This window comes from Microbacterium tumbae, from assembly GCF_054780175.1.
The window spans coordinates 1-26,653 of the sequence record NZ_BAAGWV010000001.1; the positions used below are offsets into that span (position 1 = coordinate 1).

The 26,653-nt window shown below is 69.5% G+C and carries 19 protein-coding genes and 1 tRNA gene; 5 read left to right on the forward strand and 15 right to left on the reverse strand.

Annotated features, from left to right (window positions below; translation table 11 throughout):
* Positions 1–513 precede the first annotated feature (513 nt).
* From ACYVGQ_RS00005 to ACYVGQ_RS00030, 6 genes are all read right to left on the reverse strand, one after another.
* Positions 514–879: an iron chaperone gene (locus ACYVGQ_RS00005; protein ID WP_460782435.1), complete on the reverse strand. Its 366-nt coding sequence runs from the start codon at positions 877–879 to the stop codon at positions 514–516.
* 76 nt (positions 880–955) lie between these two features.
* Positions 956–1,645 carry a 50S ribosomal protein L1 gene (rplA, locus tag ACYVGQ_RS00010; RefSeq protein ID WP_460782436.1) on the reverse strand — a complete coding sequence of 230 codons (690 nt, stop codon included), beginning with the start codon at positions 1,643–1,645 and terminating at the stop codon, positions 956–958.
* A gap of 14 nt (positions 1,646–1,659) precedes the next feature.
* On the reverse strand, positions 1,660–2,091 hold the full coding sequence (gene rplK / locus ACYVGQ_RS00015) for a 50S ribosomal protein L11 (RefSeq protein ID WP_460782437.1): 432 nt from the start codon (positions 2,089–2,091) through the stop codon (positions 1,660–1,662).
* Between the two features lie 197 nt (positions 2,092–2,288).
* Positions 2,289–3,299 (reverse strand): transcription termination/antitermination protein NusG, encoded by a 1,011-nt coding sequence (gene nusG / locus ACYVGQ_RS00020; RefSeq protein ID WP_460782438.1) that lies wholly within the window; start codon positions 3,297–3,299, stop codon positions 2,289–2,291.
* A gap of 47 nt (positions 3,300–3,346) precedes the next feature.
* Positions 3,347–3,610, reverse strand: coding sequence for a preprotein translocase subunit SecE (secE, locus tag ACYVGQ_RS00025; RefSeq protein ID WP_452329467.1), 264 nt, complete (start codon positions 3,608–3,610; stop codon positions 3,347–3,349).
* Between the two features lie 40 nt (positions 3,611–3,650).
* Positions 3,651–3,723, reverse strand: a tRNA-Trp gene (locus ACYVGQ_RS00030).
* A 155-nt stretch (positions 3,724–3,878) separates the two neighbouring features.
* On the opposite strand from ACYVGQ_RS00030, the gene ACYVGQ_RS00035 reads away from it, so the two are divergent.
* Positions 3,879–5,696, forward strand: coding sequence for an HSP90 family protein (locus ACYVGQ_RS00035; RefSeq protein ID WP_460782439.1), 1,818 nt, complete (start codon positions 3,879–3,881; stop codon positions 5,694–5,696).
* A 20-nt stretch (positions 5,697–5,716) separates the two neighbouring features.
* On the forward strand, positions 5,717–8,515 hold the full coding sequence (locus ACYVGQ_RS00040) for a hypothetical protein (RefSeq protein WP_460782440.1): 2,799 nt from the start codon (positions 5,717–5,719) through the stop codon (positions 8,513–8,515).
* 650 nt (positions 8,516–9,165) lie between these two features.
* Here the strand turns inward: ACYVGQ_RS00040 and ACYVGQ_RS00045 are convergent.
* From ACYVGQ_RS00045 to gabT, 8 genes are all read right to left on the reverse strand, one after another.
* Complete coding sequence (locus ACYVGQ_RS00045) at positions 9,166–9,603, reverse strand: pyridoxamine 5'-phosphate oxidase family protein (RefSeq protein ID WP_460782441.1); 438 nt, start codon at positions 9,601–9,603, stop codon at positions 9,166–9,168.
* Positions 9,604–9,665: 62 nt separating this feature from the next.
* A complete protein-coding gene (poxB, locus tag ACYVGQ_RS00050) occupies positions 9,666–11,390 on the reverse strand; it encodes a ubiquinone-dependent pyruvate dehydrogenase (protein WP_460782442.1) in 1,725 nt (574 codons plus the stop codon).
* A 428-nt stretch (positions 11,391–11,818) separates the two neighbouring features.
* A complete protein-coding gene (locus tag ACYVGQ_RS00055) occupies positions 11,819–13,180 on the reverse strand; it encodes an aldehyde dehydrogenase family protein (protein WP_460782443.1) in 1,362 nt (453 codons plus the stop codon).
* A gap of 77 nt (positions 13,181–13,257) precedes the next feature.
* Entirely contained in the window at positions 13,258–14,730 is a 1,473-nt protein-coding gene (locus ACYVGQ_RS00060; RefSeq protein WP_460782444.1) for an NAD-dependent succinate-semialdehyde dehydrogenase, read from the reverse strand.
* A 43-nt stretch (positions 14,731–14,773) separates the two neighbouring features.
* Positions 14,774–16,315 carry an APC family permease gene (locus ACYVGQ_RS00065; protein ID WP_460782445.1) on the reverse strand — a complete coding sequence of 514 codons (1,542 nt, stop codon included), beginning with the start codon at positions 16,313–16,315 and terminating at the stop codon, positions 14,774–14,776.
* The gene (locus tag ACYVGQ_RS00070; RefSeq protein WP_460782446.1) at positions 16,312–17,208 is read right to left on the reverse strand and encodes a universal stress protein; all 897 of its coding nucleotides are present in this window, start codon (positions 17,206–17,208) and stop codon (positions 16,312–16,314) included. Before ACYVGQ_RS00070 ends, ACYVGQ_RS00065 begins: the two co-directional genes overlap by 4 nt.
* Positions 17,205–18,563, reverse strand: a complete 1,359-nt coding sequence (locus ACYVGQ_RS00075) for a flavin monoamine oxidase family protein (RefSeq protein WP_460782447.1) — start codon at positions 18,561–18,563, stop codon at positions 17,205–17,207. The genes ACYVGQ_RS00070 and ACYVGQ_RS00075 overlap by 4 nt, the downstream gene beginning before the upstream one ends.
* Before the next feature lie 95 nt (positions 18,564–18,658).
* Positions 18,659–20,017 carry a 4-aminobutyrate--2-oxoglutarate transaminase gene (gene gabT, locus ACYVGQ_RS00080; RefSeq protein WP_460782448.1) on the reverse strand — a complete coding sequence of 453 codons (1,359 nt, stop codon included), beginning with the start codon at positions 20,015–20,017 and terminating at the stop codon, positions 18,659–18,661.
* A gap of 359 nt (positions 20,018–20,376) precedes the next feature.
* Here gabT and ACYVGQ_RS00085 point away from each other — a divergent pair, with 359 nt between their 5' ends.
* On the forward strand, positions 20,377–21,867 hold the full coding sequence (locus tag ACYVGQ_RS00085) for a PucR family transcriptional regulator (RefSeq protein ID WP_460782449.1): 1,491 nt from the start codon (positions 20,377–20,379) through the stop codon (positions 21,865–21,867).
* 86 nt (positions 21,868–21,953) lie between these two features.
* Here the strand turns inward: ACYVGQ_RS00085 and ACYVGQ_RS00090 are convergent, their stop codons facing one another.
* Positions 21,954–23,390, reverse strand: coding sequence for a helix-turn-helix domain-containing protein (locus tag ACYVGQ_RS00090; RefSeq protein WP_460782450.1), 1,437 nt, complete (start codon positions 23,388–23,390; stop codon positions 21,954–21,956).
* Positions 23,391–23,568: 178 nt separating this feature from the next.
* Here ACYVGQ_RS00090 and aceA point away from each other — a divergent pair, with 178 nt between their 5' ends.
* Together aceA and aceB are read left to right on the forward strand one after the other, a co-directional pair.
* Positions 23,569–24,882, forward strand: coding sequence for an isocitrate lyase (aceA, locus tag ACYVGQ_RS00095; RefSeq protein WP_460782451.1), 1,314 nt, complete (start codon positions 23,569–23,571; stop codon positions 24,880–24,882).
* A gap of 141 nt (positions 24,883–25,023) precedes the next feature.
* Positions 25,024–26,652, forward strand: coding sequence for a malate synthase A (gene aceB, locus ACYVGQ_RS00100; RefSeq protein WP_460782452.1), 1,629 nt, complete (start codon positions 25,024–25,026; stop codon positions 26,650–26,652).
* Position 26,653: the final 1 nt, after the last annotated feature.

Below are 26,653 nucleotides of genomic sequence, written 5' to 3' on the forward strand. Positions count from 1 at the left end.
CCAACCAAAAAGGCTGAGACGAGGTTATTTGGCATTTGACAAGTGCACGCTGTTGAGTTCTCAAGGATCGGACGCACCCACGACCCAGCCATCACAACCAGGCCCGCAAGGCAACTTCTCAATCTTATCCGCGCTTCTCAGCCTGTCAAAACGACATGCGAGAGCGAGGAACCAGAGGTGCCGCCCGAAGCTCTTCGAGCTTCGGGACAACTTCTCTAGCTTATCCGTTTCGCGGCTGTTGTCAAATCGGCGCTTCCGGATCGAAGATCCGCTGCACGACCGCTGACGACGTACCACGAGGTGGATCCCCCATCCTAGACGCGAACGCCAGGACTCTCAAGAGCGAGAGCGGATCGGGGTGGTTCTCCGCTTGAGGGGGGTGAGGCTCTCGGCCTTTCCGCTTCCCTGTGGGGCGAACAGGTAATAACTTACGCGGGATCCGGCCTCGGGCCAAATCGGAACCGAATCCCTGGCGTGTCGCGCGGTTCTCCACGGCTCCCCTGCGGCGCGAGCTCAGGATCTGCGACGCAGAGAGGGGTCTTCGATCTCCGCGATCCGCGCCAGGACGATCGCGCGGATCGCGTCGTCCGGCAGCGGATGCTCCGGCTGGAACCGGATCGTGCCCTTGTCGTGCTCGTACCCGGTGAGCGCATGCGCGACCGCCTCCGGCACCCGGCCGCTGTACGGGTACACGCCGATGTGCTTCCTGGTCCGCATGACCGAGAGCAGAGCCTTCCCGCGATGCAGCAGCGCCGGCATGCCGTAGCTCGTGCCCTGCTCGGTCTCCCCCGCCGCCTCGGCCGCCACGGCGTAGACGTGCGCGATCACCGCGCTGTCCACGGCGTCGAGTCCCTCGAGATAGTCGTCGATCGTTCCCATGGACGCATCATGGCACCGCCGGAGAGAACGCGGAAGAGCCCCCACCGCACGGTGAGGGCTCTTCCGCGACGCGAGATCAGATGGCGTTGACGTCCAGCGGGATGCCGGGGCCGAACGTGGTCGACACGGCGCCCTTCTGGATGTAGCGGCCCTTCGAGCTCGACGGCTTGAGGCGGACGATCTCCTCGAGCGCCGCGCCGATGTTCTCGTTCAGCTGCTCGGCCGTGAACGAGGCCTTGCCGACGACGAAGTGCACGTTGGCGTGCTTGTCGACGCGGAACTCGATCTTGCCGCCCTTGATGTCCTCGACGGCCTTGGCCGTGTTCGGGGTCACCGTGCCGGTCTTCGGGTTCGGCATCAGGCCGCGCGGGCCGAGCACCTTGCCCAGTCGACCGACCTGGCCCATCAGCTCGGGAGTCGAGACGGCCGCGTCGAACGCGGTCCAGCCGCCCGCGACCTTCTCGATGAGCTCGGCGCCGCCGACCTCATCCGCGCCTGCGGCGATCGCGGCCTCGGCCGCGGCGCCGGTGGCGAACACGATGACGCGGGCGGTCTTGCCCGTGCCATGCGGGAGGATGACGGTGCCGCGCACCATCTGATCCGCCTTACGCGGGTCGACGGCGAGCTTCAACGCGACCTCGACGGTCGAGTCGAACTTCGCGGAGCCGGTCTCCTTGGCCAGGGCGACGGCCTCGGCGGGAGTGTAGAAACGGTCTGCCTCGATCTTCTCGGCGGCAGCCTTGTAAGCCTTGGACTTGGTAGCCATGTTCGTTCTCTCCCTCAGCCCTCGACCGTGATGCCCATGGAACGGGCGGTGCCGGCGATGATCTTCGAGGCGGCCTCGATGTCGTTCGCGTTCAGGTCCGCCTGCTTGGTCTCGGCGATCTGACGGACCTGGTCCTTCGTGATCTTGCCGACCTTGACGGTGTGCGGGGTCGCCGAGCCCTTCGGGAGGCCGGCGGCCTTCTTGATGAGCTCCGCGGCCGGCGGGGTCTTCAGGACGAACGTGAAGCTGCGGTCCTCGTAGACGGTGATCTCCACGGGGATGACGTTGCCGCGCTGCGACTCGGTCGCAGCGTTGTACGCCTTGCAGAACTCCATGATGTTGACGCCATGCTGACCGAGCGCGGGGCCGATCGGGGGCGCCGGGTTGGCGGCGCCGGCGTTGATCTGAAGCTTGATCAGGCCGGTCACCTTCTTCTTGGGTGCCATTTCCTCTTCCTCTCATCGAGCGGATGCCCGGGGCATCCCTCTCCCGCGGATCCGGCATCTCCGAACCGCGGTGGCGTCTGCAGCGCGCCGAGCGCGCACGCAAACCACATGAGTCTACCCGATCCCGAGCGGATGCCGGAAACGCGGAACGGCCGCCCCGAAGGGCGGCCGTTCCGGAAGCGTTCTCCGAGGTCTCGTCACAACATCTTGGTGACCTGGTCGAACGAGAGCTCGACCGGCGTCTCGCGCTCGAAGAGGGAGACCAGGACCGTGAGCTTTCCGCTCTCCGGCTTGATCTCGCTGATCGAGCCCGGAAGGCCGGCGAACGAGCCCTCCTTGATCGTGATGGTCTCGCCCACCTCGAAGTCGACCTCGGCGGGGAGCGGGCGGGCGACGGCCACGCCGCCCTTCGACTGGACGTTCTTCGCGGTCGAGACGTCCTTGACCTCGACGAGCGACTTCAGCATGTTGAAGGCCTCTTCGAAGCGCAGCGGCGTCGGGTTGTGGGCATTGCCCACGAAGCCGGTGACGCCGGGGGTGTGACGGACCACGGACCAGGTGTCCTCGTTGAGCTCCATGCGCACGAGCACGTAGCCGGGGATCCGGACGCGCGTGACCATCTTGCGCTGACCGTTCTTGATCTCGACGACGTCCTCCATCGGGACCTCGATCTGGTAGATGTCGTCCTCGACCTCGAGCGTGGACTTGCGCTGCTCGATGTTGGCCTTCACCTTGCGCTCGAATCCGGCGTAGGAGTGGATGACGTACCACTTGCCCGGGAGCAGACGGAGGTCCTGGCGGAAGGACTCGTAGGGGTCCTCCTCCTCGGAGTCGTCGGCCTCGTCGCCGTTCACGTCGGGACCGTCGTACGGCGTGACCTCTTCGGCCTCCTCCGCCTCGATCTCCGCGGCCTCCTCGGCCACTGCGTCGTTCAGGACTTCAGCGGCGGCCTCAGCCTCGGCCGCCTCGTCCAGGTTGAGAGCGTCGTTCACGATCGCGTCCGCCTCCGGGTCGTCGATGTCGATGTCTTCGTTCGTGTCTTCTTCTTCGCCGTCCTCATCGGACTCGATGTGCACCGCGACCTGCTCCGCGGCCTCGACGGCACGCTCTTCGGCCTCGAGGACGTTGCCCTCCTGCGCCTCGTCGTCCTCGCTGGACTGCTCCGCGGCGGTCGCCCAATCGGCGTCGTCGGAATATCGTTCAGACACGTTGTTTCTTTCCGTTCACTGCGGCAGGGATGCCGCACGGGCATCCGCTACTGCGGAACCCCGAAGACCTGGGAGGTCAGCCACGAGAACGCGGTGTCCAGGCCGTACACGAGCGCCATGACGATCACGACGAACACGAGAACGACCCCGGTGAACTTGAACAGCTCCTTGCGGGTCGGGGTGACGACCTTGCGGAGTTCACCGATGACCTGACGGAAGAAGAGCGCGATCCGGCCGAAGAAGCCGAGCTTCTTCACTCCGGCTGCGCCGCCTGCCGCGATGATCTCGCCGCGCGGTTCGTCCTGATCCATCGTGACTGTACCTTTCGTGTGCCAGCGTGGCGCTGACGCGCAGGGCGGACAGGAATCGAACCTGCAACCTGCGGTTTTGGAGACCGCTGCTCTGCCAATTGAGCTACCGCCCTAGAGACCGGATGGCCCCTGGATCCGCATCGCCCGCCGCACCCGTGGGCACGGCGAAAGAATGCAGACAACTGCCTGTCCAGTGTAGGGCATCCCGGGCACCCCGGCGAACCGGGCCGCGCCTGTTAGGCTCGCAGCCGGGCAGAGGGGAACTGACGTGCACGACGACGTCCAGCAATTCCAGGTCGATCTGCGAGGCGTGGTCGACCTGCTGAGCCGGCACATCTATTCGAGTCCGCGCGTCTATCTCCGGGAGCTCCTGCAGAACGCGCGCGACGCGATCGCCGCCCGCGCGGACGTCGACGGCGCCGGCGGGACGATCCGCATCACGCCGCTCACCGACGCGTCCGGCGAGTTCGTGCTGCGCGACGACGGCGTCGGCCTGAACGCCGTAGAGGTGGCCGAGCTCCTCGCGACGGTCGGGCGCAGTTCGAAGCGCGACATCTTCGACCTCCCGCGCAGCGACTACCTCGGCCAGTTCGGCATCGGCCTGCTCAGCTGCTTCATGGTCGCCGACACGATCGTGATCCGCTCGCAGAGCGCTCGCGGAGGCGCGAGCGTGGAGTGGACGGGGAACTCGGACGGGACCTTCCAGGTCACGGAGCTGGAGGAGCGGCTCCCCGTCGGCACGAGCGTGCACCTCGTCCCCCGCTTCGACCAGGACGAGCTGCTGCGCCCCGCCGCCGTGCGCGAGCTCGCGACCGCGTTCGGCGAGTTCCTCCCCGTCCGCGTCCTGCTGGACACCGGGAGCGGCGATGTCGACATCACCCGGCGAGCGCCCTTCCTCGACGCCGGGGCCGACGTCGATGCCGCGCTCGCCTACGGCAGGGATCTTCTCGGCGCGGCCCCGCTGGACGTCATCGAGCTCGCGGAGCCGGCGACCGGGACGCGCGGGCTCGCCTACGTCCTCCCCTATGCCCCTCCGCCCGGCGCCCGGCAGGCGACCCGGATGTACCTCGGACGGATGCTGCTCTCCGAGCGCACCGATGAGGTGCTGCCCGACTGGGCGTTCTTCGTCAGGGCCGTCGTCGACTCGACGGGCCTCTCCCCGACGGCCAGCCGCGAGTCTCTCGTCGAGGACGCCGCGCTCGAGCACGTCCGCGAGCAGCTCGGCGCCGGCATCCGGCGCTGGGTGCTGGAGCTGGGCCTGCGCGAGCCGCACCGGCTCGCGCAGTTCGTCGCCGTCCACGAGGTGGGGCTGAAATCGCTCGTCCGCCACGACGAGGAGCTCGCGCGGTTCATCACCCGCTGGCTGACGCTGGAGACGACGCAGGGCACCATGCGCATCGGCGATCTCGTCGAGCGGCACGCGCACCTGCGCTTCGCCGAGACCGTGGACGAGTTCCGCCAGGTGGCCGGCATCTCACCGGCATCCGAGGTGCTCGTCAACGGCGGCTACCTCTACGACGCCGACCTCGTGCGGATGCTGCCGGAGCTGTATCCGCACGTCACCACCGAGAAGGTCGACGTCATCGGCGAGCTCGACCGCCTCGATCCTCCTCCACTGGACGACCGGGCCTCTGCCGTCGGCCTGGAGGAGCGCGCGGGCGCGGTGCTGCACGCCGCCGGCTGCGCGGTCGTGGTGCGCTCGATCGACCGCACGGATCTCCCCGCGCTGTATGTCGCGGATCCCGAGGTGCTGCGGTCCCTCGACCGCTCCCGCACCAAGGGGATCACCGGATCCCTCTGGGGCGGGGTGCTCGACCGCATCGACGACACCCTGTCGGCCGGTCGTGACGACGACCTCAGCGCGCGGCTGTGCCTGAACTGGTCGAACAGGGTCGTCCGGTCCCTCGTCGGACTGCGCGACGATGCCGTCTTCGCGCGCACCGTGCAGCTGCTCTACATCCAGGCGCTGCTCACGGGGCACCATCCGCTCTCCGATGCGGACCGCACGCTCATGACCACGGCGCTGGCCGATCTCGTCTCGCTCTCCGCAGGACTCGACGTCGACACGATCGACGACCCCCGCTGACCCACATCCGAAGGAATCCGATGGCCCGTCCGAAGAAGCAGTTCCAGCAGCTCATCGAGGAGATCGACCGCACCCCGTGGGGGCCGGCGGAGCAGACCCTCGTGACCGAGGCCGTCGCGCTCGCGCAGGAGATCGGCGACGATCGGCTGGAATACCAGGCGCGGATGCGTCAGACCGCATCCGCGAACATGAACGGCGCCACCGACGTGATGCTGAACTCCTTCGCGTGGTGCCTCACCCGGCACGATGCGGACCCGCGCCGCTTCCCCGCCGACATCGACAACGGCGGAGCCGACCTGATGTGGCAGTTCAAGTGGATGGCGTCCGCGCTGCGCTCCTCCCCCGCGTTCTCGCAGGAGCAGATCGCCGCCGTGCTGGACGACATGGAGGCGCACTACCGCAAGGCCGGCCTCGGCATGAGCGGGGTGCTCACGGCCCGCTTCGAGGACGCCTGGGACGCCGGGCGCATCGACGACGCCGAGCGTCTTCGCGTGCAGCTGGAGGCGACGCCGCGCGACGAGCACAGCCACTGCGACGCCTGCGGTCGCAGCCAGGTCGCCGGGTTCTTCGTCGACACCGACCGGGATGCCGAGGCCATCCGCCTCGTCGAGGAGATGATCGAGGGCGGCTTCTCCTGCGGCGAGGAGCCGGAGCATGCGCTGTCGCGCGTCCTCCTCCCCTACCTGCGCGCCGGGCGCTTCGATGAGGCCAAGACGACGCACCTGCGCAGCTACCGCCTCGCCAAGGACAACGCGGACAACCTCACGATCGTCGCCAACAACATCGTGTTCTGCGCGGTCAGCGGCAACGAGGCGCGCGCGCTCTCGCTCGTGGAGCGTCATCTGCCCTGGCTCGCGCACGACGGCCTGAACGTCGACGCGCACTTCTCGGCGCTGGCCGCCTTCGCGTTCGCGCTCGACCGCGTCACGGCGGCAGGGCACGGAGAGACCCCGGTGCGCGGAGCGGATGCCGCGGCGCTGCATCCGTTCTTCGGAGAGCACGAGGGCATCTGGACCGGCGCCGATCTGGCCGCCACCGCCTGGGCGGCCTCGGAGCGCATCGCGCGCGACTTCGACGCCCGCGACGGCGGCACGGCGCACACGGATCGCCTGCAGCGCATGCGTTCGCTCGCCGTCGTGCGCTACGACGTCCCGATCCGTTCGGACGTCTTCGTCGCGCAGGTCGCGGAGCCGGCGCCCGCCGACGCCGAGGAGTGGTTCGACCGCGCGATGAACCTGGCGCAGTACGGCACGGAGCAGGAGACGCTCGAGGCGCTGCCGCACGCGCTGGAGGTCGCGGACCCCGCCAAGAGGGCTCAACTGCTCTCCATGCGCACCGGCATCCTCGTCGCCCTCGACCGCGCGGACGAAGCGCTCGCGCTGCTCCCCGAGCGCATCCAGGCCCTCCGAGACGCGGGCCTCGATGCGCAGGCCGATCTCGAGCAGCGCCTGCGGCTCGCGACCTTCGGCGCGAACGCACCCGAGGACGTCGCAGCGCTCGACCGCGAGCTCGCCGCGGGCGCGGACCTTCCGGCCTGGAGCCGCGGCGACCTGGCGTTCAGCCGCGCCTCGCTGCACCTGAGGGCGGAGGAGGCGGATGCCGCGCTGAATCTCATCGAGCGCGCCGCCCGCGAGTTCACCGAGGCCGGCGACACCCGGCTCGTCAACACCACGACGCACCTGGCGATCTCGACGCTGCTGCACAAAGGGGATCTGGAGGCCGCACTGGCCGTCACGGACCGACTCCTGTCCCAGGACGACGTCAGTCCCGGTCACCGCGCGCAGGCGCTGGAGACCCGCGCGCGACTGCGCGGCGGGCGCGAGGAGTTCGCCGCGGGGGCCGCGGACGCCGACGAGGCGTGCCGCATCCTCGCCGGGCTCGGCGCGAACCGCGCTCTCGCTACGGCCCACCTCCTCGCCGGTGCGCTCTGGGAGGACGCCGGAGAGCCGGAGAAGGCCGTCGCCCGCTACCGGCTGACCGCGCGCCTGTCCGCACAGCATGGCGGCGATGTGACCGGAGCCGACTTCCGCCTGGCGCGGGCCATGCTGGCATCCGGCGACGCGGCGGAGGCCGCAGAGCTCTTCGGGGACGTCCTGCAGCGCGAGGAGCAGGCGGAGGTGCCGGCCGGCTCGCGAGCGATGACGGCGATGCTGCTGGCCCGCGCGCTCTCCTCCGACGGCGAGTTCGGGCAGGCGGTCCGCGCCTTCGGGTATGCGGCGCAGCTCTTCGGCGAGGCCGGAGAGGGCCCGGACCAGGCGGCCGCGCTCAGCGAGCAGGCCAGGATCCTCGCGCGCTTCGACGAGCACGACGATGCGATCGAGCTGCTCGAGCAGGCCGCAGGCATCGCGCGCAGGACGCCCGAGGCGGCGGGGCCGCTCTCCGAGGTGCTGCACAATCTCGGCCAGGCCTATGCCTCTCGATCGGATGAGCGCGCCTTCGCCCTGTTCGACGAGGTGGCCGCACTCGCGCAGGAGCACGAGGCCGGCTGGCTGCTCGCCGATGTGACCGACTCCCGCGCCCGCGCCCTCGCGACGCTCGGCCGGACGGACGACGCCGTCGCCACGGCTCTCACCGCCGCCGACGGCTTCGCCGCGATCGGGGACCTCGGCGCCGCGGGCGGTTCGGAGCTGTTCGCCGCTCGAGTGCTCGCGGGCGAGCAGCGCGGTGAGGATGCGGTCGCGATCTACCGGACCGTGATCGAGCACGCCGCCGACGTTCCTCCGCTGCGCCAGGTCGCGGCCCTCGAGCTCGGCGACGTGCTCGAGACGCTGGGACGCTTCGCGGAGGCCGCCGATGCGCGCGCCCTCGCGGAATCCTGAGGCTCGACGAGAGCGCGATTCCGAGCGCCGAGCGAGGCCGGCGCAGCCGACGTCCCCGCCCATCGAACGAGGATCGCGCACCTGCACCCTGCTCGTTGAGCGCGCAGCCGACCGAGTCGAGACGCTCCCGCACCAAAAAGCGTTTCGACTCGCTCCGCTCGCTCAACGAACGAAAGGGAAACGATCGAGAAGACGACGCAGCGCCTTACTTCCCGCTCGTTGAGCGCGCAGCCGACCGAATCGAGACGCCCCCGCACCAAAAAGCGTTTCGACTCGCTCCGCTCGCTCAACGAACGAAAGAGAGACGAACGAGAAGACGACACAGCGCCTTACTTCCCGCTCGTTGAGCGCGCAGCCGACCGAATCGAGACGACCCCGGCACAAGACCCGTTTCGACTCGCTCCGCTCGCTCAACGGACGAAGGGGAAACGAACGAGAAGACGACGCAGCGCCTTGCTTCCCCGCTCGTTGAGCGAGGACGGCACAGCCGACCGAGTCGAAACACCCCCGCACCAAAAAGCGTTTCGACTCGCTCCGCTCGCTCAACGAACGAAGGGGAAACGAACGAAAGACGACGCAGCGCCTTGCATCCCCGCTCGTTGAGCGAGGACGGCACAGCCGACCGAGTCGAAACGCCGGACAGGGCGCGGTCAGTACGGCTGCGGGCCGTCGCGAGGCGGCTCCTCATCGCGACGGAAGGCGCGGCCGGAGATCGCGGTCGGGACGATGCTCACATAGTTATGCTTGAGTGTGGGGATCCAGGGCCGCAGGCCCAGTCCGTCCGCGTGCTGCACCTCATCGTCCGTATCCAGGCGACGGGCCGTGCCCCGCACGATCACGCTCCAGGCATCGGTGTCGGTGTGATCGTCGACCTCGAAGAGCACCTCGTCGTTGATCGTGAGCTCCAGCAGCTTGCTGCCCTCCGCGGTGCGGAACACGATCTCATCGCGATCGACGACGAAGTTGACCGGGAAGATCTCGATCACGTCCCCGACGTGCGTGACGAGGCGTCCGAGCTCCTGAGCGCGAAGATGGGCCCAGGCGTCGGCGGTGCTGAGGGAGACGACCGGCTCCTGCGTGTTGTCCATGCCTCCATTCTGGCCCTGATGCCGCAGCGGCGACAGGGGCATCGACGATCCGATCCCCCTGTTCAGAACAGCTGGCGCCAGTTCGCGCGGGCGAGATCCAGCAGCTCGTCACCGCGGCCGGACATGACGGTGCGGATCGCGTAGAGCGCGAAGCCCTTCACCTGCGCCGCCTCGATCGCCGGCGGCATGGACAGCTCCTGACGCTCCGTCACCACATCCAGCAGAGCGGGGCCGTCGTGCTCCAGCACCTCGCGGACGGCTTCCGGCAGGTCCTCGCTCCGCTCCACGCGACGCGCGAAGATCCCCATCGCCTCCGCGATGGCGGCGAAGCTCGGGTTCACCAGATCGGTGCCGTAGGTGACGAAGCCGGCAGCCTTCATCTCCAGCTCGACGAAGTTGAGCGAGGAGTTGTTCACGACGATGGTCTTCACCGGCAGCCGGTTCTGAGTCAGGGAGATGAGCTCTCCGAGCATCATCGAGAGGCCCCCGTCGCCGGCGAGCGCGACGACCTGACGGTCCGGATGCGCGACCTGCGCACCGATGCCGTGCAGGAGAGCGTTGGCCATCGAGCCGTGCGTGAACGATCCGATCAGCCGCCGTTCCTCCGTCATCGTCAGGTACCGGGCCGCCCACACCGTCGGCGATCCGACATCGGCGGTGAAGATCGCATCGTCGGCCGCGTTCTCGTCGAGAAGGCGCGCGAGGTACTGCGGATGGATCGGGCGCCCGCCCCTGGCGGGCACCGCGAGGTCGTCGAGCTTGGCGCGGGTCTTCCGGTAGTGCGCGACGGCGTCCTCGAGGTGACTGCGCTCCGTCTTCTCCGCCAGACGGGGAAGCAGCGCCTCGGCGGTCGCGCGCACATCGCCCACGAGCCCGAGGTCGAGCGGATGCCGCTTGCCGAGCTGCGACCCGCGGATGTCGACCTGGATGGTCGTCGCCTGTTCGGGATAGAACTGCTCGTAGGGGAAGTCGCTGCCGAGCACGAGGAGCGTGTCGGCGGCCTCCATCGCCCGATAGCCGGACGCGAAGCCGAGCAGGCCCGTCATCCCCACATCGAAGGGGTTGTCGTACTCGATGAACTCCTTGCCCCGGAGGGCGTGCACGATGGGCGCACCGAGCCGGTCGCCGAGAGCGACGACCTCGTCATGCGCACCCTCGACGCCCGCGCCGGCGAGGATCGTGACCTTCTTCGCCGCGTTCAGCAGCGTCGCGGCGCGCTCCAGCTCTTCGGCGCCGGGCACGACCACGGGCCGGGCCCGCTCGATGACGGTGGCCCTCTCGTCGGCGATGTCGGCGAGCGCCACGTCGCCGGGGATCACCAGCACGGCGACTCCGCGCTCCTCGATCGCCGCGCGCATCGCTATCTCGAGCAGGCGCGGCATCTGGCGCGGATCCGCCACGTACTCGACGTAGACGCTGCACTCGCGGAACAGCTCCTGCGGGTGCGTCTCCTGGAAGTAGCCCGTCCCGATCTCCGTGGTCGGGATGTGCGCGGCGATCGCCAGCACGGGCACGCGCGACCGATTCGCATCGAAGAGGCCGTTGATGAGGTGCAGGTTGCCCGGCCCGCAGGAGCCCGCGACGACCGCGAGCTCGCCGGTCGTCGCGGCATCCGCGGCGGCGGCGAAGGCGGCGGCCTCCTCGTGGCGGACATGGACCCATCGGATCGTGCCGTCCTTGCGGAGCGCATCCGTGAAGCCGTTCAGGGAATCCCCCGGGATGCCGTAGACCCGGTCGATCCCGTTGGCGTGCAGAGTCTTGACGATGTTCTCAGCGACGTTGGCCATGCTTCGAGCGTACGCCCGGGCGATGCGGCGGGTGCCGGCCGGTCGGCGAGAAGACGGTAAGGCATCCGCAGCCCGCCCGTTGAGCGAGGACGGCAGAGTATCCATCTCGCTCGTTGAGCGAGGACGGCAGAGCCGACCGAGTCGAAACGCGCTCGTACCAGAATGCGTTTCGACTCGCTGCGCTCGCTCAACGAACGGGGGAGAGAGGCGCTCGCTCAACGAACGGGGGAGAGAGACGCTCCCTCAACGAACGAGGGCGCCGGGCGCCGTTGTGCAGGACGTCCCGGCGTTGTGCAGGACGAACTGCGGAACAGCGCACCGGTGCACGGCGTGTCTCAGCAATATCGGCCCGTCGGTCCTGCAGAACGGCCGGTCGGTCCTGCAGAACGGTCAGCGAGCCGAGGACCCGGGCCGACGCCGAAGGCCGCTCAGGCCTTCCGGATGAGCTTCTTGTTCACGAACTCGTCCGCGGCGAGCAGCCCCAGCTCCCGCGAGGTGCCGCTGCGCTTGACGCCGCCGAAAGGCAGCTCGGGGCTGTCGGCCAGCACGAGGTTGACGTAGACCATGCCCGCCTCGATCCGGTTCGCGACCCGTTCCGCCTGATCCGGGTCCGTCGTGAACACGTAGGAGCCGAGGCCGAAGCCGGTGTCGTTCGCGAGCGCGACCGCGGCGGCCTCGTCCGCGACCCGGTAGACGACGCCGGCGGGGCCGAAGAGCTCCTCGCGGTACACGTCCATCTCCGGCGTGACGTCGGCGAGCAGCGTCGGAGCGAAGAACGTCCCCTCCCGTGTGCCGCCCGTCAGCAGCGTGGCGCCCTGCGCGACCGCGGTGTCGATCTGCTCCTGCAGGCGCTCGGCGGCCGCCGGCGACGAGAGCGGGCCGAGGACGGTGTCCTGCCTGGTCGGATCCTGCGCCGTGACGGCCGCGAGGGACGCCGCGAACTTCGCCGCGAACTCGTCGTAGAGCCCGTCGACGACGATGAAGCGCTTGGCGCCGTTGCAGGACTGGCCGTTGTTGTCCAGCCGCGCGTCGACGGCGGCCTGCACGACGACGTCCAGATCGTCCGCGGAGAGCACGATGAAGGGGTCGGATCCGCCGAGCTCCAGCGCGACCTTCTTGAGCGCACGTCCCGCGGCCTCCGCGACGGCGGCTCCTGCACGCTCGGAGCCGGTCACCGAGACGCCGTGCACGCGCGGGTCGGCGATGATCGTCGCCGCCTGCTCGTTGGTGGCGTAGACGTTCACGTAGCCGCCGTCCGGCAGGCCGGCGTCCCGGTAGATCTCCTCCAGGAAGGCGGAGGACTCCGGGCACTGCGGGGCGTGCTTGAGGATGATCGTGTTGCCGATCGCCAGGTTCGGGGCGGCGAAGCGCGCCACCTGATAGGCGGGGAAGTTCCAGGGCATGATGCCCAGCAGCGCCCCCAGCGGGGCCCGGCGTACGACCGCTGTGCCGTCGCCCAGGATGTCCAGCGGCTGATCGGCGGTGATCTTGTCGATGTTGTCCGCATAGAACTCGACGATGTCGGCGGCGAAGTCGACCTCGCCCTCCGCCGCCGCGATCGGCTTGCCCATCTCGCGCACGATGATCGCCGCGAGCTCGTCACGACGCTCGCGGTGCAGCTCCGCGATGCGGCGGACGACGGCGGCTCGGTCGGCGGGCGACGTCGCCGCCCAGGCGGTCGCGGCGGAGGCCGCACGGGCGACCGCATCCTCGATCTGCGCATCCGTGAACGTGTCGTACTCGGCGACGGTCTCGCCGGTCGCGGGGTTGATGACGGCGTACTCGGTCATGATGTGTCGTCCTTTCGGTGGTGCGGTGTTCCGACTCGCTCCGGCCGCTCGACGAGCGGGCGGAGGGGACGGAGAGCTCAGTTCGGGATCAGCGTGTACTTCGTGGACAGGTACTCGTGGATGCCTTCGAGGCCGCCCTCGCGGCCGACGCCGGACTGCTTGACGCCGCCGAAGGGGGCGGCGGCGTTCGACACCACACCCACGTTCAGCCCCATCATGCCCGTCTCGAGCGCGTCGATCATCCGGTGCCCGCGGGCGAGATCCTCCGTGAACACGTACGAGACGAGTCCGTACTCGGTGTCGTTGGCGAGGCGGACGGCCTCCTCCTCGGTGTCGAAGGTGGCGATGGCGAGCACCGGGCCGAAGATCTCCTCGCGGAGGATGTCGCTGCCCGCCGCGACCTCGGTGATCACGGTCGGCTCGAAGAACGTCCCCACGCCCTCGATCGCGCTTCCGCCCGCGAGCACGCGCGCTCCCCGGCCTACCGCGTCCTGCACCAGCTCGGACGCCTTCGCCACGGCGTCCTCGTCGATGAGCGGGCCGATCGCCACGCCCTCCTCGGTGCCGCGGCCGATGGTCATCGCCCTGACGCGCTCCGCGACCCGGTCGGCGAACTCCTCGGCGACGGAGGCGTGCACGATGAAGCGGTTCGCGGCCGTGCAGGCCTGCCCGATGTTGCGGAATTTCGCCGCCATCGCGCCGTCGACGGCCTTGTCGAGATCGGCGTCGTCGAAGACGACGAACGGGGCGTTCCCGCCGAGCTCCATCGACACCCGCAGGACGCCCTCCGCGGCCTGGGCGATGAGCTTGCGTCCCACCTCCGTCGAGCCGGTGAAGGACAGCTTGCGCAGGCGCGGATCGGCGATGAGGGGCGCCGAGACCTTCGACGACGTCGAGGTCTGCACGACGTTGACGACGCCGGCGGGCAGGCCGGCCTCCTCCAGCAGCTTCGTGAAGTAGAGGGTCGTGAGCGGGGTCAGTGCCGGCGGCTTGATGACGACCGTGCACCCGGCGGCGAGCGCCGGGGCGATCTTGCGGGTGGCCATGGCGAAGGGGAAGTTCCAGGGGGTGATGAAGAACGACGGCCCCACGGGGCGCTGCGAGACGACCATGCGGCCCGTGCCTTCCGGGTTCAGCCCGTAGCGGCCGCTGATGCGCACCGCCTCCTCGCTGAACCAGCGCAGGAACTCGCCGCCGTAGACGACCTCGCCGCGAGCTTCAGCGAGCGGCTTGCCCATCTCGAGGGTCATGAGCAGCGCGAGGTCCTCCTTGTGCGCCTGGACCAGATCGAAGGCGCGGCGGAGGATGTCGCTGCGCGTGCGCGGGACTGTGGCCGCCCAGCTCTCCTGCGCGGCCACGGCCGCGTCGAGAGCCCGGATGCCATCGGCCGGCGTCGCATCCGCGATGGAGCGGATCACGGCGTTCGTGGCGGGATCGCGGACGTCGAAGGTGCGGCCGCCCTCGGCATCCTGCCAGGTCCCTGCGATGAACAGGCCGGTGGGGACGCTGTCGAGGAGCGTCTGCTCGTGTGGGGCGAGTGCGGTGGTCATGTCTCTCTTTCCGTGGGGTCTGAGGCGGAGTGCGGGTTCGCGGTCAGCGGCGGCGGATGCTCGGCGGAGCGTCCATCGTGAGGGTCTGGCCCCGGAAGAACGCCGGGCGACGGATCGCGTTGACGATCATCACGACGATGCCCACGCCGATGATCAGCACGCCGAGGATGAACACGATCCCGACGCCGCCGATCTGCGAACCGGACCCGTAGGCCGGATCCATGGAGTCGACGAGCGTCGTGACGAACAGCGCCGCGAGGATGATGCCGCCCACGAGGGGGAACAGGAAGGTGAAGAACACGTTGCGCGTCGAGTCGAACCACTGCTTGCGGAAGTACCAGACGCACGCGAAGGCGGTGATGCCGTAGTAGAAGCAGATCATCATCCCGAGCGTGAGGATCGTGTCCCAGAGGGTGTCCTCGCTGACCACGCGCATGACGGCGTAGAACACGCTGGCAACGATGGCGGAGACGATCGTGGCGTAGCCGGGTGTGAAGAACCGAGGGCTCACCTTCGCGTACGAGGCCGGCAGCGCTCCGTAGTGCCCCATCGCGAGGAGCGTCCGCGCAGGGCCGACGAAGGTCGACTGCAACGAGGATGCGGAGCTCGTCAGGACCGCGAGAGAGACGAGGAACGCGAGCGGGCCGAGGATCGGACCGGAGAGGTGGAAGAACACGTTCTCCTGGATGTCCTCGTTGCCCAGGCCAAGCTCGCCCGTGCCGGTGCCTGCGAACATGATCATCGCCACGGCGAGCAGGAGGTACAGGAACACGATGATGAGCACGGTCCCCGTCGCGGCACGGCCGGGGGTCTTCTCCGGATCCTTGGTCTCCTCGTTCATCGTGAGGGTGACGTCCCAGCCCCAGAAGATGAAGATCGACAGCGACAGGCCGGCGGCCACAGCGCTGAAGGACGAGACGGCGAACGGGTTGAACCAGTTCATGTCGAACGGCTGATAGTCGAACCCGTTCCCTCCCACGGCCTGCACGATCGCCGCGATGGCGAAGAAGAGCAGCACCAGGACCTGGAATCCCACCAGCCAGTACTGCAGCTTCTGGGTGGTCTGCATGTCGCGATAGGAGACGAACGTCGCGCCCAGCATGAAGAGCAGGCAGACGAGGATGTTGATCCAGGTGACGCCGGCGAGGTCGGCGATGGCCTCGTTGCCCGTGATCTGCGAGATGAGCAGGAAGAGGAAGTCCACGGCGACGCCGGCGAGGTTGGACAGCACGAGGATGGTGGCGACGATCAGGCCCCAGCCGGCCATCCAGCCGATCCACGGCCCGAAGGCGCGCGCGGCCCAGGTGAAGGAGGTGCCGGAATCCGGCATCCGGTTGTTCAGCTCGCGGTATCCGAAGGCGACGAGCAGCATCGGGATGAAGCCGACGAGGATGATCGCCGGGACCTGCGCGCCGACCTCGGATGCGGTCGGTCCTACGGCGGCGGTGAACGTGTAGGCGGGGGCGATGCAGGAGATGCCGATCACGATCGCGCCGATCAGGCCGACGGTTCCCGCGCTGAGGCCCTTCTTGGTGATGCCGCCGGTGACGGGCGCGGGCTCTGCGGTCTCGGGGGTGGTGCTCATGCGAGGTCTCCTTCGACAGCGGCGTCGGCGCGGGTGCGGGGCACGACGACCAGGGGAACGGGCAGCTCGTGGAGCATCTTCGCCGCCGTCGAGCCCAGGAAGAGCCGACGCGGCTGCGCCAGCCTGCTCGATCCGACGAGGAGCACCTCGCCGGGGAGCCAGTCCAGCGCGGCGACGGCATCCTCGACGGTGTCGCCGGCGGCCTGCTCGACGGCGGTCGGGATGCCTGCGGGCACCTCCGCCCGGGCGCGGGACAGGACGGATGCCGCATGCTCGTCCCGGACGATCCGGATCGCACCGGTGTCCAGTCCAGGGGGCGCGTCGAACGACATGAGCGACACGAGCCGCAGCGGCACTCCGGCCTCGCTGCTCAGCACCGCGGCCTCGTCGAGGAGAGCGTCGGCGCCAGGGCGGGCGCCGACGGCCGCGGAGATCCGCGGCACCGCGTGATCGTCCTGCTGGGCGAATCCCGTCGGCGCGAGGGCGACGGGGATCGTGGAGGAGTGCAGCAGCTCGCTCGCGACGCTGCCGAGGCGATGCCGTCCGAACAGCCCGCCACGAGCGGCTCCGACCACGATGATCCTCGCTGCGAACTCCTCGCCTGCGGCGATGAGGCCCTCGGCGAAGGACTCCGCGAAGCGGACGTGGCCCGAACGCGTGAGATCCTGCGGGAGCGTCGTCATCGCCTCGGCGAGCCACTGCTTCCCCTGCGCGCGGATCACATCCTCATAGGCGCGCTCCGGCGGGACGGCCGCGCTGCGGGTGCCTTCCGAAGGCAGCACGATCACGAGATGCAGCCGCGCGCCGAGGCTGCGGGCCAGCCGCGCCCCGAGGGCTGCGGCATCGGCGCCGGCATCCGTCGCGGTGTATCCGACGACGACGGCGCCGCTCACGAACGGCTCGCTTCCAGGATGTCCGCCGCGGCACGGCGTCCCATGCGGATGGCGCCGTCGACGTGCTGGTAGCCGGCCCCGGCCATGTCGCTGCAGGCGAAGTGGATCGGCCCGACGGCCGACCGGAGGTCGGCTCCGTAGCGGTGCAGGCCCCCCATGTCGAAGCTCGCCGCGTACGCGCCGCGAGTCCACTCCTCGCTGCCCCAGTCGCTCTCGTAGTAGACGATCGGGTTCTTCGCCTCGGGGCCGTAGTAGTGCGACAGCGACTCGAGGATGCACTCCTTGCGCTCCTCGGCGGGGAGCGAGAAGACGTCGTCGGCGTTCTGATCGCTCACGAACCCGACCAGCGTGCCGCGCTCGTCGCCGTGATTCGTGTTGTCGTAGGCCTCGTGCGAGAGCTCGTACGGGCTGAACGCCGTGCCGCTGAGGCCCTGTTCACGCCAGAACGGCCGGTCGTACACCGCGTGCACCTTGATGACGAAGCCCATCGAGAGGTGCTGGTGCAGCTGATGCTGGCGACGGGGCAGCGGCGGGACGAACGAGATCCGGCTGTACAGCACCGGTGCGTGCGCCAGGACCGCGAAGCGGGCCCGCACGGTGTGCTCCTGCGTCTCGGCGACCACGCCGGCCTCGGACCATTCCAGGGATCGCACCGGCTGGTTCAGGAGCACGTCGTCGCCGAGGCGCTCGGCGAGCAGCAGGGGCACCTGCTGGAGGCCGCCGACCACGCGCTTGTCGAGGATGAAGTCCGCGTCCACGAGGTGCGAGTACGAGCCGGCGGATGCGGCCATGAGCAGCGACTGCAGCAGCGAGAAGGTGTGCGTCGGCTTGGTGAGCATGGCCGATCCGGTCGCGAAGGCGAGATTGCGGACCGCTTCGTCGTCGTCGGTCTGCGCGCGCAGCCAGGCATCCCACGAGACCCTGTCCCACTCCTCGGCGTTCGGGTGCTCCCAGGGACGCTCGGGGTCGATCTCCGCCACCATGGCGTCCAGGCGCTCGGTGATCTCGGCGATCACCTGCTCGGTCGCGGGCGACACGGGGAACATCTCGCCGGTGAAGCGGTGCACCTGCCCGTCCGGTCCGACGTAGACGCTGTCGCCCTCGCGATAGCGGCTGAAGGTGTCCAGGCCCAGCTCGGCGACGGTGTCGATGAGCGCGTGCTGATCGGGCGAGATCCACTGGCCGCCGATCTCCAGCATCGCGCCGTCGACGACGTCGGTCCACAGTCTCCCTCCGACCCGGTCGCGCGCCTCGAGGACGGCGACCGAGAGGCCGGCGCCTCGCAGCTCGTTCGCGGCGGTGAGCCCGGCGGCTCCCGCTCCGATGATCACGACGTCGCGTGCGATCTCGGCCATGTGCAGCTCCTTCTTCGTGAGTGCTCTGCGGTTGTGCTGTCGTTCAGGTGCCGGTCGCGACCCGCAATCCCCCGATCAGGGTCGCGACCGGACGTTCATTGGGCGGCCAGGGATGCCGCGACGACGTCCAGGCCCTCGTTCAGCAGCTCGTCGCCGATCGAGAGCGGGGGGAGGAAGCGGATCACGTTGCCGTAGGTGCCGCAGGTGAGGACGATCACGCCCTGGGCGATGGCCGCCTTGGCGACCGCCGCGGTGAGCGCGGCATCCGGCGCCTTCGTCTCGGGGTCGACGAACTCGGCGGCGACCATCGCGCCGTGCCCGCGGACGTCGCCGATGCGAGGATCGGCCTCGGCGAGCGCGCTCAGACGGGCCTTCAGGATGTCGCCGATCTGCTGCGCCCGCTCGATCACGCCGTCGTTCTCGAACACGTCGATCGCGGCGAGCGCGGCGGCGCAGGCGATCGGATTGCCGCCGTAGGTGCCGCCGAGACCGCCGGCGTGCGAGGCGTCCATGATCTCGGCCCTGCCGGTGACCGCTGCGAGCGGAAGACCGCCCGCGATCCCCTTCGCCGTGGTGACGAGGTCGGGCTCGATGCCGAAGAGCTCGCTGGCGAACATGCGCCCTGTCCGGGCGAAGCCGGTCTGCACCTCGTCGGCGATGAAGACCACGCCGTTCGCGCGGCACCAGTCCTGAAGGGCGTTCAGGAATCCCTCGGCGGGGACGATGAAGCCGCCCTCGCCCTGGATCGGCTCGATGATGACGGCCGCGAGGTTGTCCGCGCCGATCTGCTTCTCGATCTGCAGCAGGGCGCGAGCCGCCGCCTCCCCGCCGTCGAGGTCGTCGCGGAAGGGATACGACATCGGCGCGCGGTAGACCTCGGGGGCGAACGGGCCGAAGCCGCTCTTGTAGGGCATGGCCTTCGCCGTCAGCGCCATGGTGAGGTTGGTGCGCCCGTGGTAGCCGTGGTCGAAGGCGACGACGGCTTGGCGTCCGGTGTGCTTGCGGGCGATCTTGATCGCGTTCTCGACGGCTTCGGCGCCGGAGTTGAACAGGGCGCTCTTCTTCGCGAAGGAGCCGGGCGTGAGCCGGTTGAGGGCTTCGGCCACCGCGATGTACGACTCGTAGGGCGAGATCATGAAGCAGGTGTGCGTGAACTGCGCGGCCTGGGCCGCGACCGCGGCGGCGACCTTCGGGTGCGCGTTGCCGACCGTGGTGACGGCGATGCCGCTGCCGAGGTCGATGAGGGAGTTGCCATCGGCGTCCACGACGACCCCGCCACCCGCCGCGACCGCGGCGACAGGGACGGTGTGCCCGACGCCGGCGGGAACGGCCTCGGCCTTGCGCGTGAGGATCTCGGCGGATCGGGGGCCGGGCAGCTCCGTGACCAGGCGCCGTTCCTGAGGGAGTCCTGGGCCGCCGAGGGGGAGGGGGCTCGTCTGATCGAGAAGTGCCATGCCGCGAGCGTACGACGCGAGTGAGCGAGGATGCATTCGCCGTTCTGTATAAATTTGGGAGAGAAATAGCCTTGGCGTATACTGCGTTTCGACTCCTCGCTGCGCTCGTCGCTCAACGAACGGGGGAGGCCACACCCGCACGTCGCTCAACGAACGGGGGGAGGCCACACCCGCACGTCGCCCAACGAACGGGGGGAGGCCACACCCGCACGTCGCTCAACGAACGGGGGCCAGACCCGCACGTCGCTCAACGAACGAGGGGGGCCAGACCCGCACGTCGCTCAACGAACGGGGCGAGGCCAGACCCGCACGTCGCCCGACGAACGGGGGGACTCAGAGGTCGCCCGGGAGCGAAGAGCATGACGGAACCCACACTGCGCACGCTGCTGCGCCGTCCCGACCTCGGACTCCAGCTGGTGTCCGACGAGAGCGCGCTGCACGAGAACGCGCTCGACCGGCCGCTGCGATGGGTGCACTCCACCGACCTCGCGGATCCCACGCCGTTCCTCGCCGACGAGCTCGCGCTGCTCACGACGGGGACGCAGTTCGCCGACGACGATCCGGCGGGTGTCCTCGCCTACGTCTCGCGCCTCCGCGAGCGCGGCATCGTCGGACTGGGCTTCGGCACCGAGGTGCACCGCTCCGGCATCCCGGAGGAGCTCGTCGCGGCGTGCGCCGACGCGGGGATGCCGCTGTTCGTCGTCCCCTACGACACCCCGTTCATCGCCGTCGCCCGAGCCCACGCCGAGGCCATCGCCGCCCAGACCTACGCGCGACGCACCTGGGCGCTCGACACGCAGCGAGCCCTCGCCGTGGCGGCGTTGCGGCCGCGCGGGCTGGAGGCGACGCTGTCGGAGCTGTCGCAGCGGCTCGGCCAATGGGTCGGGATGTTCGACGCCACCGGATCGCTCGTGCACGAGCGACCGCCCCACCGCTTCGACGCCGCCGATCTCGAGGAGCTCACCGGACGCGCGACCGATCTGATCACACGCGGAGGACAGGCCGGGCAGTCCCTCACCCTCGGATCCGGGTCGTTCACGCTGTTCACGTTCGGCCGCACGGGACATCTCCGCGGCGTGATCGCCATCGGCACGGCCGCGCTGGACTCCGAGGCCCGCGCCGTGGTGACCTCGGTGATCGCGATGGCCGGACTCGCTCTGGAGCAGAACGAGCAGCTCACCCGCGGGCGCCGCCGCCTGCGCCGCCAGGTGCTCGAGTCGCTCCTGCTCGACGACCCGACGCTCGCCCGGCGCGTGCTCGGATCGCTGCCGCATGCACCGATCGTCGTCGCCGTCACCGATCCGGACGCACCCGCGGATGCGATCGAGGAATGGGGAGAGCGACGACGCGCGGAGCACGGAGCTGACGTGTTCGCCGCCGACTCCGGCGAAGGGCTCGTGCTGTGCCTATCGGCTGCCGACGCCGACCTGTTCGATGAACTGGCCACGCGCTTCGGCATCGTGCTCGGGGTCTCCGACCCCCAGGGATACGGAGACTTCTCACGCGCGCACGCCCAGGCCGCCTCCGCCAGGCGTCGCGGAGGCCTGGGCGCGATCCGCTACGCCGACACCGTCTCCACGAGCATCCTGGCCGCACTGGCCACCGATGAGGCACGCCTCGTGGCCGAATCGCACCTCGCACCGCTGCGCACGCACGCGGAGCTGGAGCCGTCGCTGCGAGTGTGGCTGGAGCACGATGCGCGCATCGAGCAGGCCGCGCACGCTCTCGGCATCCATCGCCATACCCTGCGCTCGCGGATCGCCCAGGCATCCGCCCTTCTGGCCGTCGACCTGTCGACGTTCCCGGCGAGGGCGGAGCTGTGGGCTGCGCTGCAGACGCTGCGGGAGTGACACCGCCCCGGGGCGAGCGCGAGATCGAGCCTCCTCCACGAGGCGCCGATCCCGAGGGATTCGGTCTCGCACCGCGCGCGGAAGTCTCAGCGCGGGGCGTGCGCCTCGAGGAATTCGTACACGTCCGTCGTGTCCACGCCGGGGAACGATCCGGTCGGCAGCGTCGCGAGGAGGGTCCGCGGCGTCTTCACGTTCGGCCAGGAGTTCTCCCGCCAGCGCGCCTCCAGCTCCACCGGCGCACGCCGGCAGCACACCTCCACGGAATGCTTCGACACTCCGCGGTTGACGGTGTCCCGCCCCACGAACCACTTCGTGTCGTCGAAGCGCACGCCGACGCTCACCGAGTGAAGCCCTTCGCTGGATGCCTCGACGCGCGCCGTGCACCAGTAGGTGCCGTTGCCGGTGTCGGTGTACTGGTAGTACGGGTTGAACCGGTCGTCCTCGTCGAAGACCGCCCGGCTCGTCCACCGCCGGCAGCACATCTGCCCCTCGATGGACCCCAGCCGATCGGTGGGGAAGTTGACGTCGTCGTTCTCATAGGCCTTGGTGATCGTGCCGGATTCGTGCACCTTCAGGAAGTGCACGGGGATGTCGAGATGCCGGGTCGCGAGATTGGTGAAGCGATGCGCCGCCGTCTCGTACGACACCGAATAGGCATCGCGAAGGTCCTCGATCGAGATCGCCCTGCGCTGCTTCGCGTCCGCCAGGAACGGCACCACATGCGCCTGCGGGATCAGCAGGGCGCCGGTCAGGTAGTTCGTCTCGACGCGCTGCCTCAGGAACTCCGCATAGCTGTGCGGCTCGCCGTGGCCGAGGATGCGGCTGGACAGCGCCTGCAGCACGGCGGTGCGCGCATCGCCCTTGGCGGGCACGCTGCCGGACAGGTACAGCCGGCCGTTCGCGAGGTCCGCGACGCTGCGCGTGGTCTGGGGCAGGTCGGGGGCGTAGTGCAGGGTGAAGCCGAGATACGCGGCGATCTCGGATGCCGTGCGCTGGGTGAGCGGGCCGCCCGGGTGCCCGACGGCGTCCAGGATCTCGGACGCCTTCTCCTCGAGGTCGCCGAAGTGGTTGTCCTGGCTGCGCATGAGGTGGCGCAGTTCGACGTTCGCGCGCCTGGCCTCCTCGGGGGTGGCCGCGCGCTCGTCCTTCAGCCGGTCGATCTCTCCGTGCAGCGCGAGCATCGCCTTGAGCGCATCGGTCGGAACGCTCTTGGCGATCCGGAACGGCTCGATGCCGAGCGCCTGGAACGTCTGTCCCTTCATCGCGCGCTCGAGCGCGATCTCGACGGCGCTGCGCTCATCGAGGGGCTCACCCTCCAGCAGCGCGTCGATCGTGGTGCCGAGGGCGCGGGCGATCGCCTGCAGCTGGGTGAGCTTGGGCTCGCGCTTGCCGGTCTCGATCATGGAGAGCTGGCTCGGCGCACGATCCACGGCCGCGGCGAGCGCTTCGAGCGTCATGCCGCGCGCGGTGCGCAGCCGCCGGATGCGGCGTCCGATCGTGAGGGCGTCGGCGTCTTCGGTCATCGATGATCCTCCATGACTCATCCGTCCCGGTCCGCTCCACCCGCTCGGCCGGAAGAGGTGCGACCGATTCTGTCACAGAAACAGAATTATTCTCAATCTTCACCGCGGAATCGGTCAGCGGAACCCACGATCTTCACGCAGAGTGGACGACAAGCCACCCCGCATCGAAGGAGACGCCATGACGAACACCGCTCACCGCCCCGCCGGACTCCGCGCGGGAGACCAGCTCCAGACCGCCGCCGAGCTGCAGGAGGCCTGGAACGCCGACCCGCGCTGGGACGGCGTCGAGCGCACCTACTCGGCCGAGGACGTCATCCGCATCCGCGGCTCGGTCCGCGAGGAGTCCACGCTCGCCCGCCGCGGCGCGGAGAACCTGTGGAACCTCCTGCACACCGAGGACTACGTCCGTGCGCTGGGCGCCTACACCGGAGGACAGGCCGTCCAGCAGGTGCGCGCCGGTCTCAAAGCGATCTACCTCTCCGGCTGGCAGGTCGCCGCCGACGGGAACCTCGCCGGTCAGACCTATCCCGACCAGTCGCTGTACCCGGCGAACTCCGTGCCGTCCGTCGTCCGGCGCATCAACAACGCCCTGATCCGCCAGGATCAGCTCGAGCACGCCGAGGGGGAGATCACGCAGGACTGGCTGGCGCCGATCGTCGCCGACGCCGAGGCCGGCTTCGGCGGACCGCTGAACGCCTATGAGCTCGCGCAGTCCCTCATCCAGGCGGGAGCCGCAGGCATCCACTGGGAGGACCAGCTGGCCAGCGAGAAGAAGTGCGGCCACCTCGGCGGCAAGGTGCTCGTGCCCACGCAGCAGCACATCCGCACGCTGAACGCGGCGCGTCTCGCGGCCGACGTCGCCGATGTCCCGACGGTCATCATCGCCCGCACGGATGCCCTCGCCGCCGACCTCCTCACCAGCGACGTCGACGAGCGCGACCAGCGCTTCACCACCGGCGAGCGCACGAGCGAGGGCTTCTACCGCATCCGCGCGGGCATCGAGTCCGTCATCAGCCGCGGTCTCGCGTTCGCCCCCTACGCCGACCTGCTGTGGGTCGAGACCGGGGAGCCGGACATCGAGCTCGCCCGCGAGTTCGCCACGGCCATCCACGCGCAGTTCCCCGGCAAGCTGCTCGCCTACAACTGCTCGCCGAGCTTCAACTGGCGCCGTCATCTGTCGGACGCCGAGATCGCGACGTTCCAGCAGGAGCTGGCGGAGCTGGGCTACAAGTTCCAGTTCATCACGCTGGCCGGCTTCCACGCCCTGAACCACTCCATGTTCGACCTCGCCCGCGGCTACGCCGAGCGCGCCATGAGCGCGTACGTCGAGCTGCAGGAGGCCGAGTTCGCCGCCGAGTCCGTCGGTTACACCGCCACCAAGCATCAGCGCGAGGCGGGCACCGGCTACTTCGACGTCATCTCGACCGCGCTCAACCCCGACAGCGCCACGCTCGCCCTCGCCGGCTCCACCGAGACCGCGCAGTTCCACTGATCCGCTCGCCCTGCTCGTTCGTCGAGCGACGACGGCGCAGCCAACGGAGTCGAAACGCCGTTCCCCGCGGACCGCGTTTCGACTCGTCGCTCCGCTCCTCGCTCAACGAACGGATGGGGACCCACAGAAAAGGACGCCATCATGACCACGCTCACCCCCACCCAGCAGGGGCCGGCAATCGAGATCTCCGGCCCCCTGCGCGACCGCTACGACCAGATCCTCACACCGGACGCCCTCGCCTTCCTCACCGAGCTGCACCATCGCTTCGCCGCCCGCCGCCACGACCGGCTCGCGGACCGCATGCGCCGCCGCTTCGAGATCGGCAACGGACACGACCCGCGCTTCCGCGACGACACTGCGCACATCCGCGAGGATGCCGACTGGCGCGTCGCCGGCGCGGGGCCAGGACTCGAGGATCGGCGCGTCGAGATCACCGGCCCGACCGACCCGAAGATGACGATCAACGCGCTCAACTCCGGGGCGCGGGTCTGGCTCGCCGATCAGGAGGATGCGACCAGCCCCACCTGGGCGAACGTCATCGGCGGTCAGCTCTCGCTGCGCGACGCCATCCGCGGCCGACTCTCCTTCACCTCGCCGGAGGGCAAGGAGTATCGCGTCACCGCCGAGCGCACGCCCACGATCGTGATGCGCCCGCGCGGATGGCACCTCGTCGAGAAGCACCTGACCTTCATCGACCGCGCGGGTCGCGCCATGGCCGCATCCGGATCCCTCGTCGACTTCGGGCTGTACTTCCTGCACAACGCGAAGACATTGATCGAATCGGGTCGCGGGCCCTACTTCTACATCGCCAAGCTCGAGTCGAGCGAGGAGGCGAAGCTGTGGGACGACGTGTTCCGCTTCAGCGAGGAGTATCTCGGCATCCCGCACGGCACGATCCGCGCGACGGTCCTCATCGAGACGCTGCCCGCGGCCTTCGAGATGGAGGAGATCCTCTTCGAGCTGCGCGACCACTGCGCCGGGCTCAACGCCGGCCGCTGGGACTACATCTTCTCGATCATCAAGAACTACCGCGGCCGTGGCGCCCGGTTCGTGCTGCCGGACCGCAGCGAGGTGACGATGACCGTTCCGTTCATGCGGGCGTACACCGACCTGCTCGTGCAGACGTGCCACCGACGGGGTGCGTTCGCCATCGGCGGGATGAGCGCGTTCATCCCGAACCGCCGCGACCCCGAGGTCACGGCCAGGGCGGTCGACAAGGTCTCCGCCGACAAGAGGCGCGAGGCCGGCGACGGCTTCGACGGCACCTGGGTCGCGCATCCCGACCTCATCCCGACGGCACAGGCGGAGTTCGACGCGGTGCTCGGCGAGCGTCCGAACCAGCTCGACCGGCAGCGGGACGACGTCCGGGTGCACGCCTCCGATCTGCTCGACCTGCGCATCGGGCGCCCGATCACGGCGCGAGGCGTCCGCGACAACGTCTCCGTGGCGATCCGCTACATCGAGGCATGGCTGCGCGGGATCGGAGCGGTCGCCATCGACGACCTCATGGAGGACGCCGCCACGGCGGAGATCAGCCGTTCGCAGGTGTGGCAGTGGATCCACCAGGACCGCAGCACCGAGGACGGCGCCCCGATCACGGCCGACTACATCGAGGGACTCATCGCCGCGGTGCTCGCGGAGGCGCCGCGCACGCCGGACGACCGCTTCGACGACGCGGCCGAGGTCTTCCGCGAGGTGTCGCTGGGCGCCGAGTTCCCCGCGTTCCTCACGGTGCCCGCCTATGCGAGGTTCCTCGTCGAGGCGCCCTGAG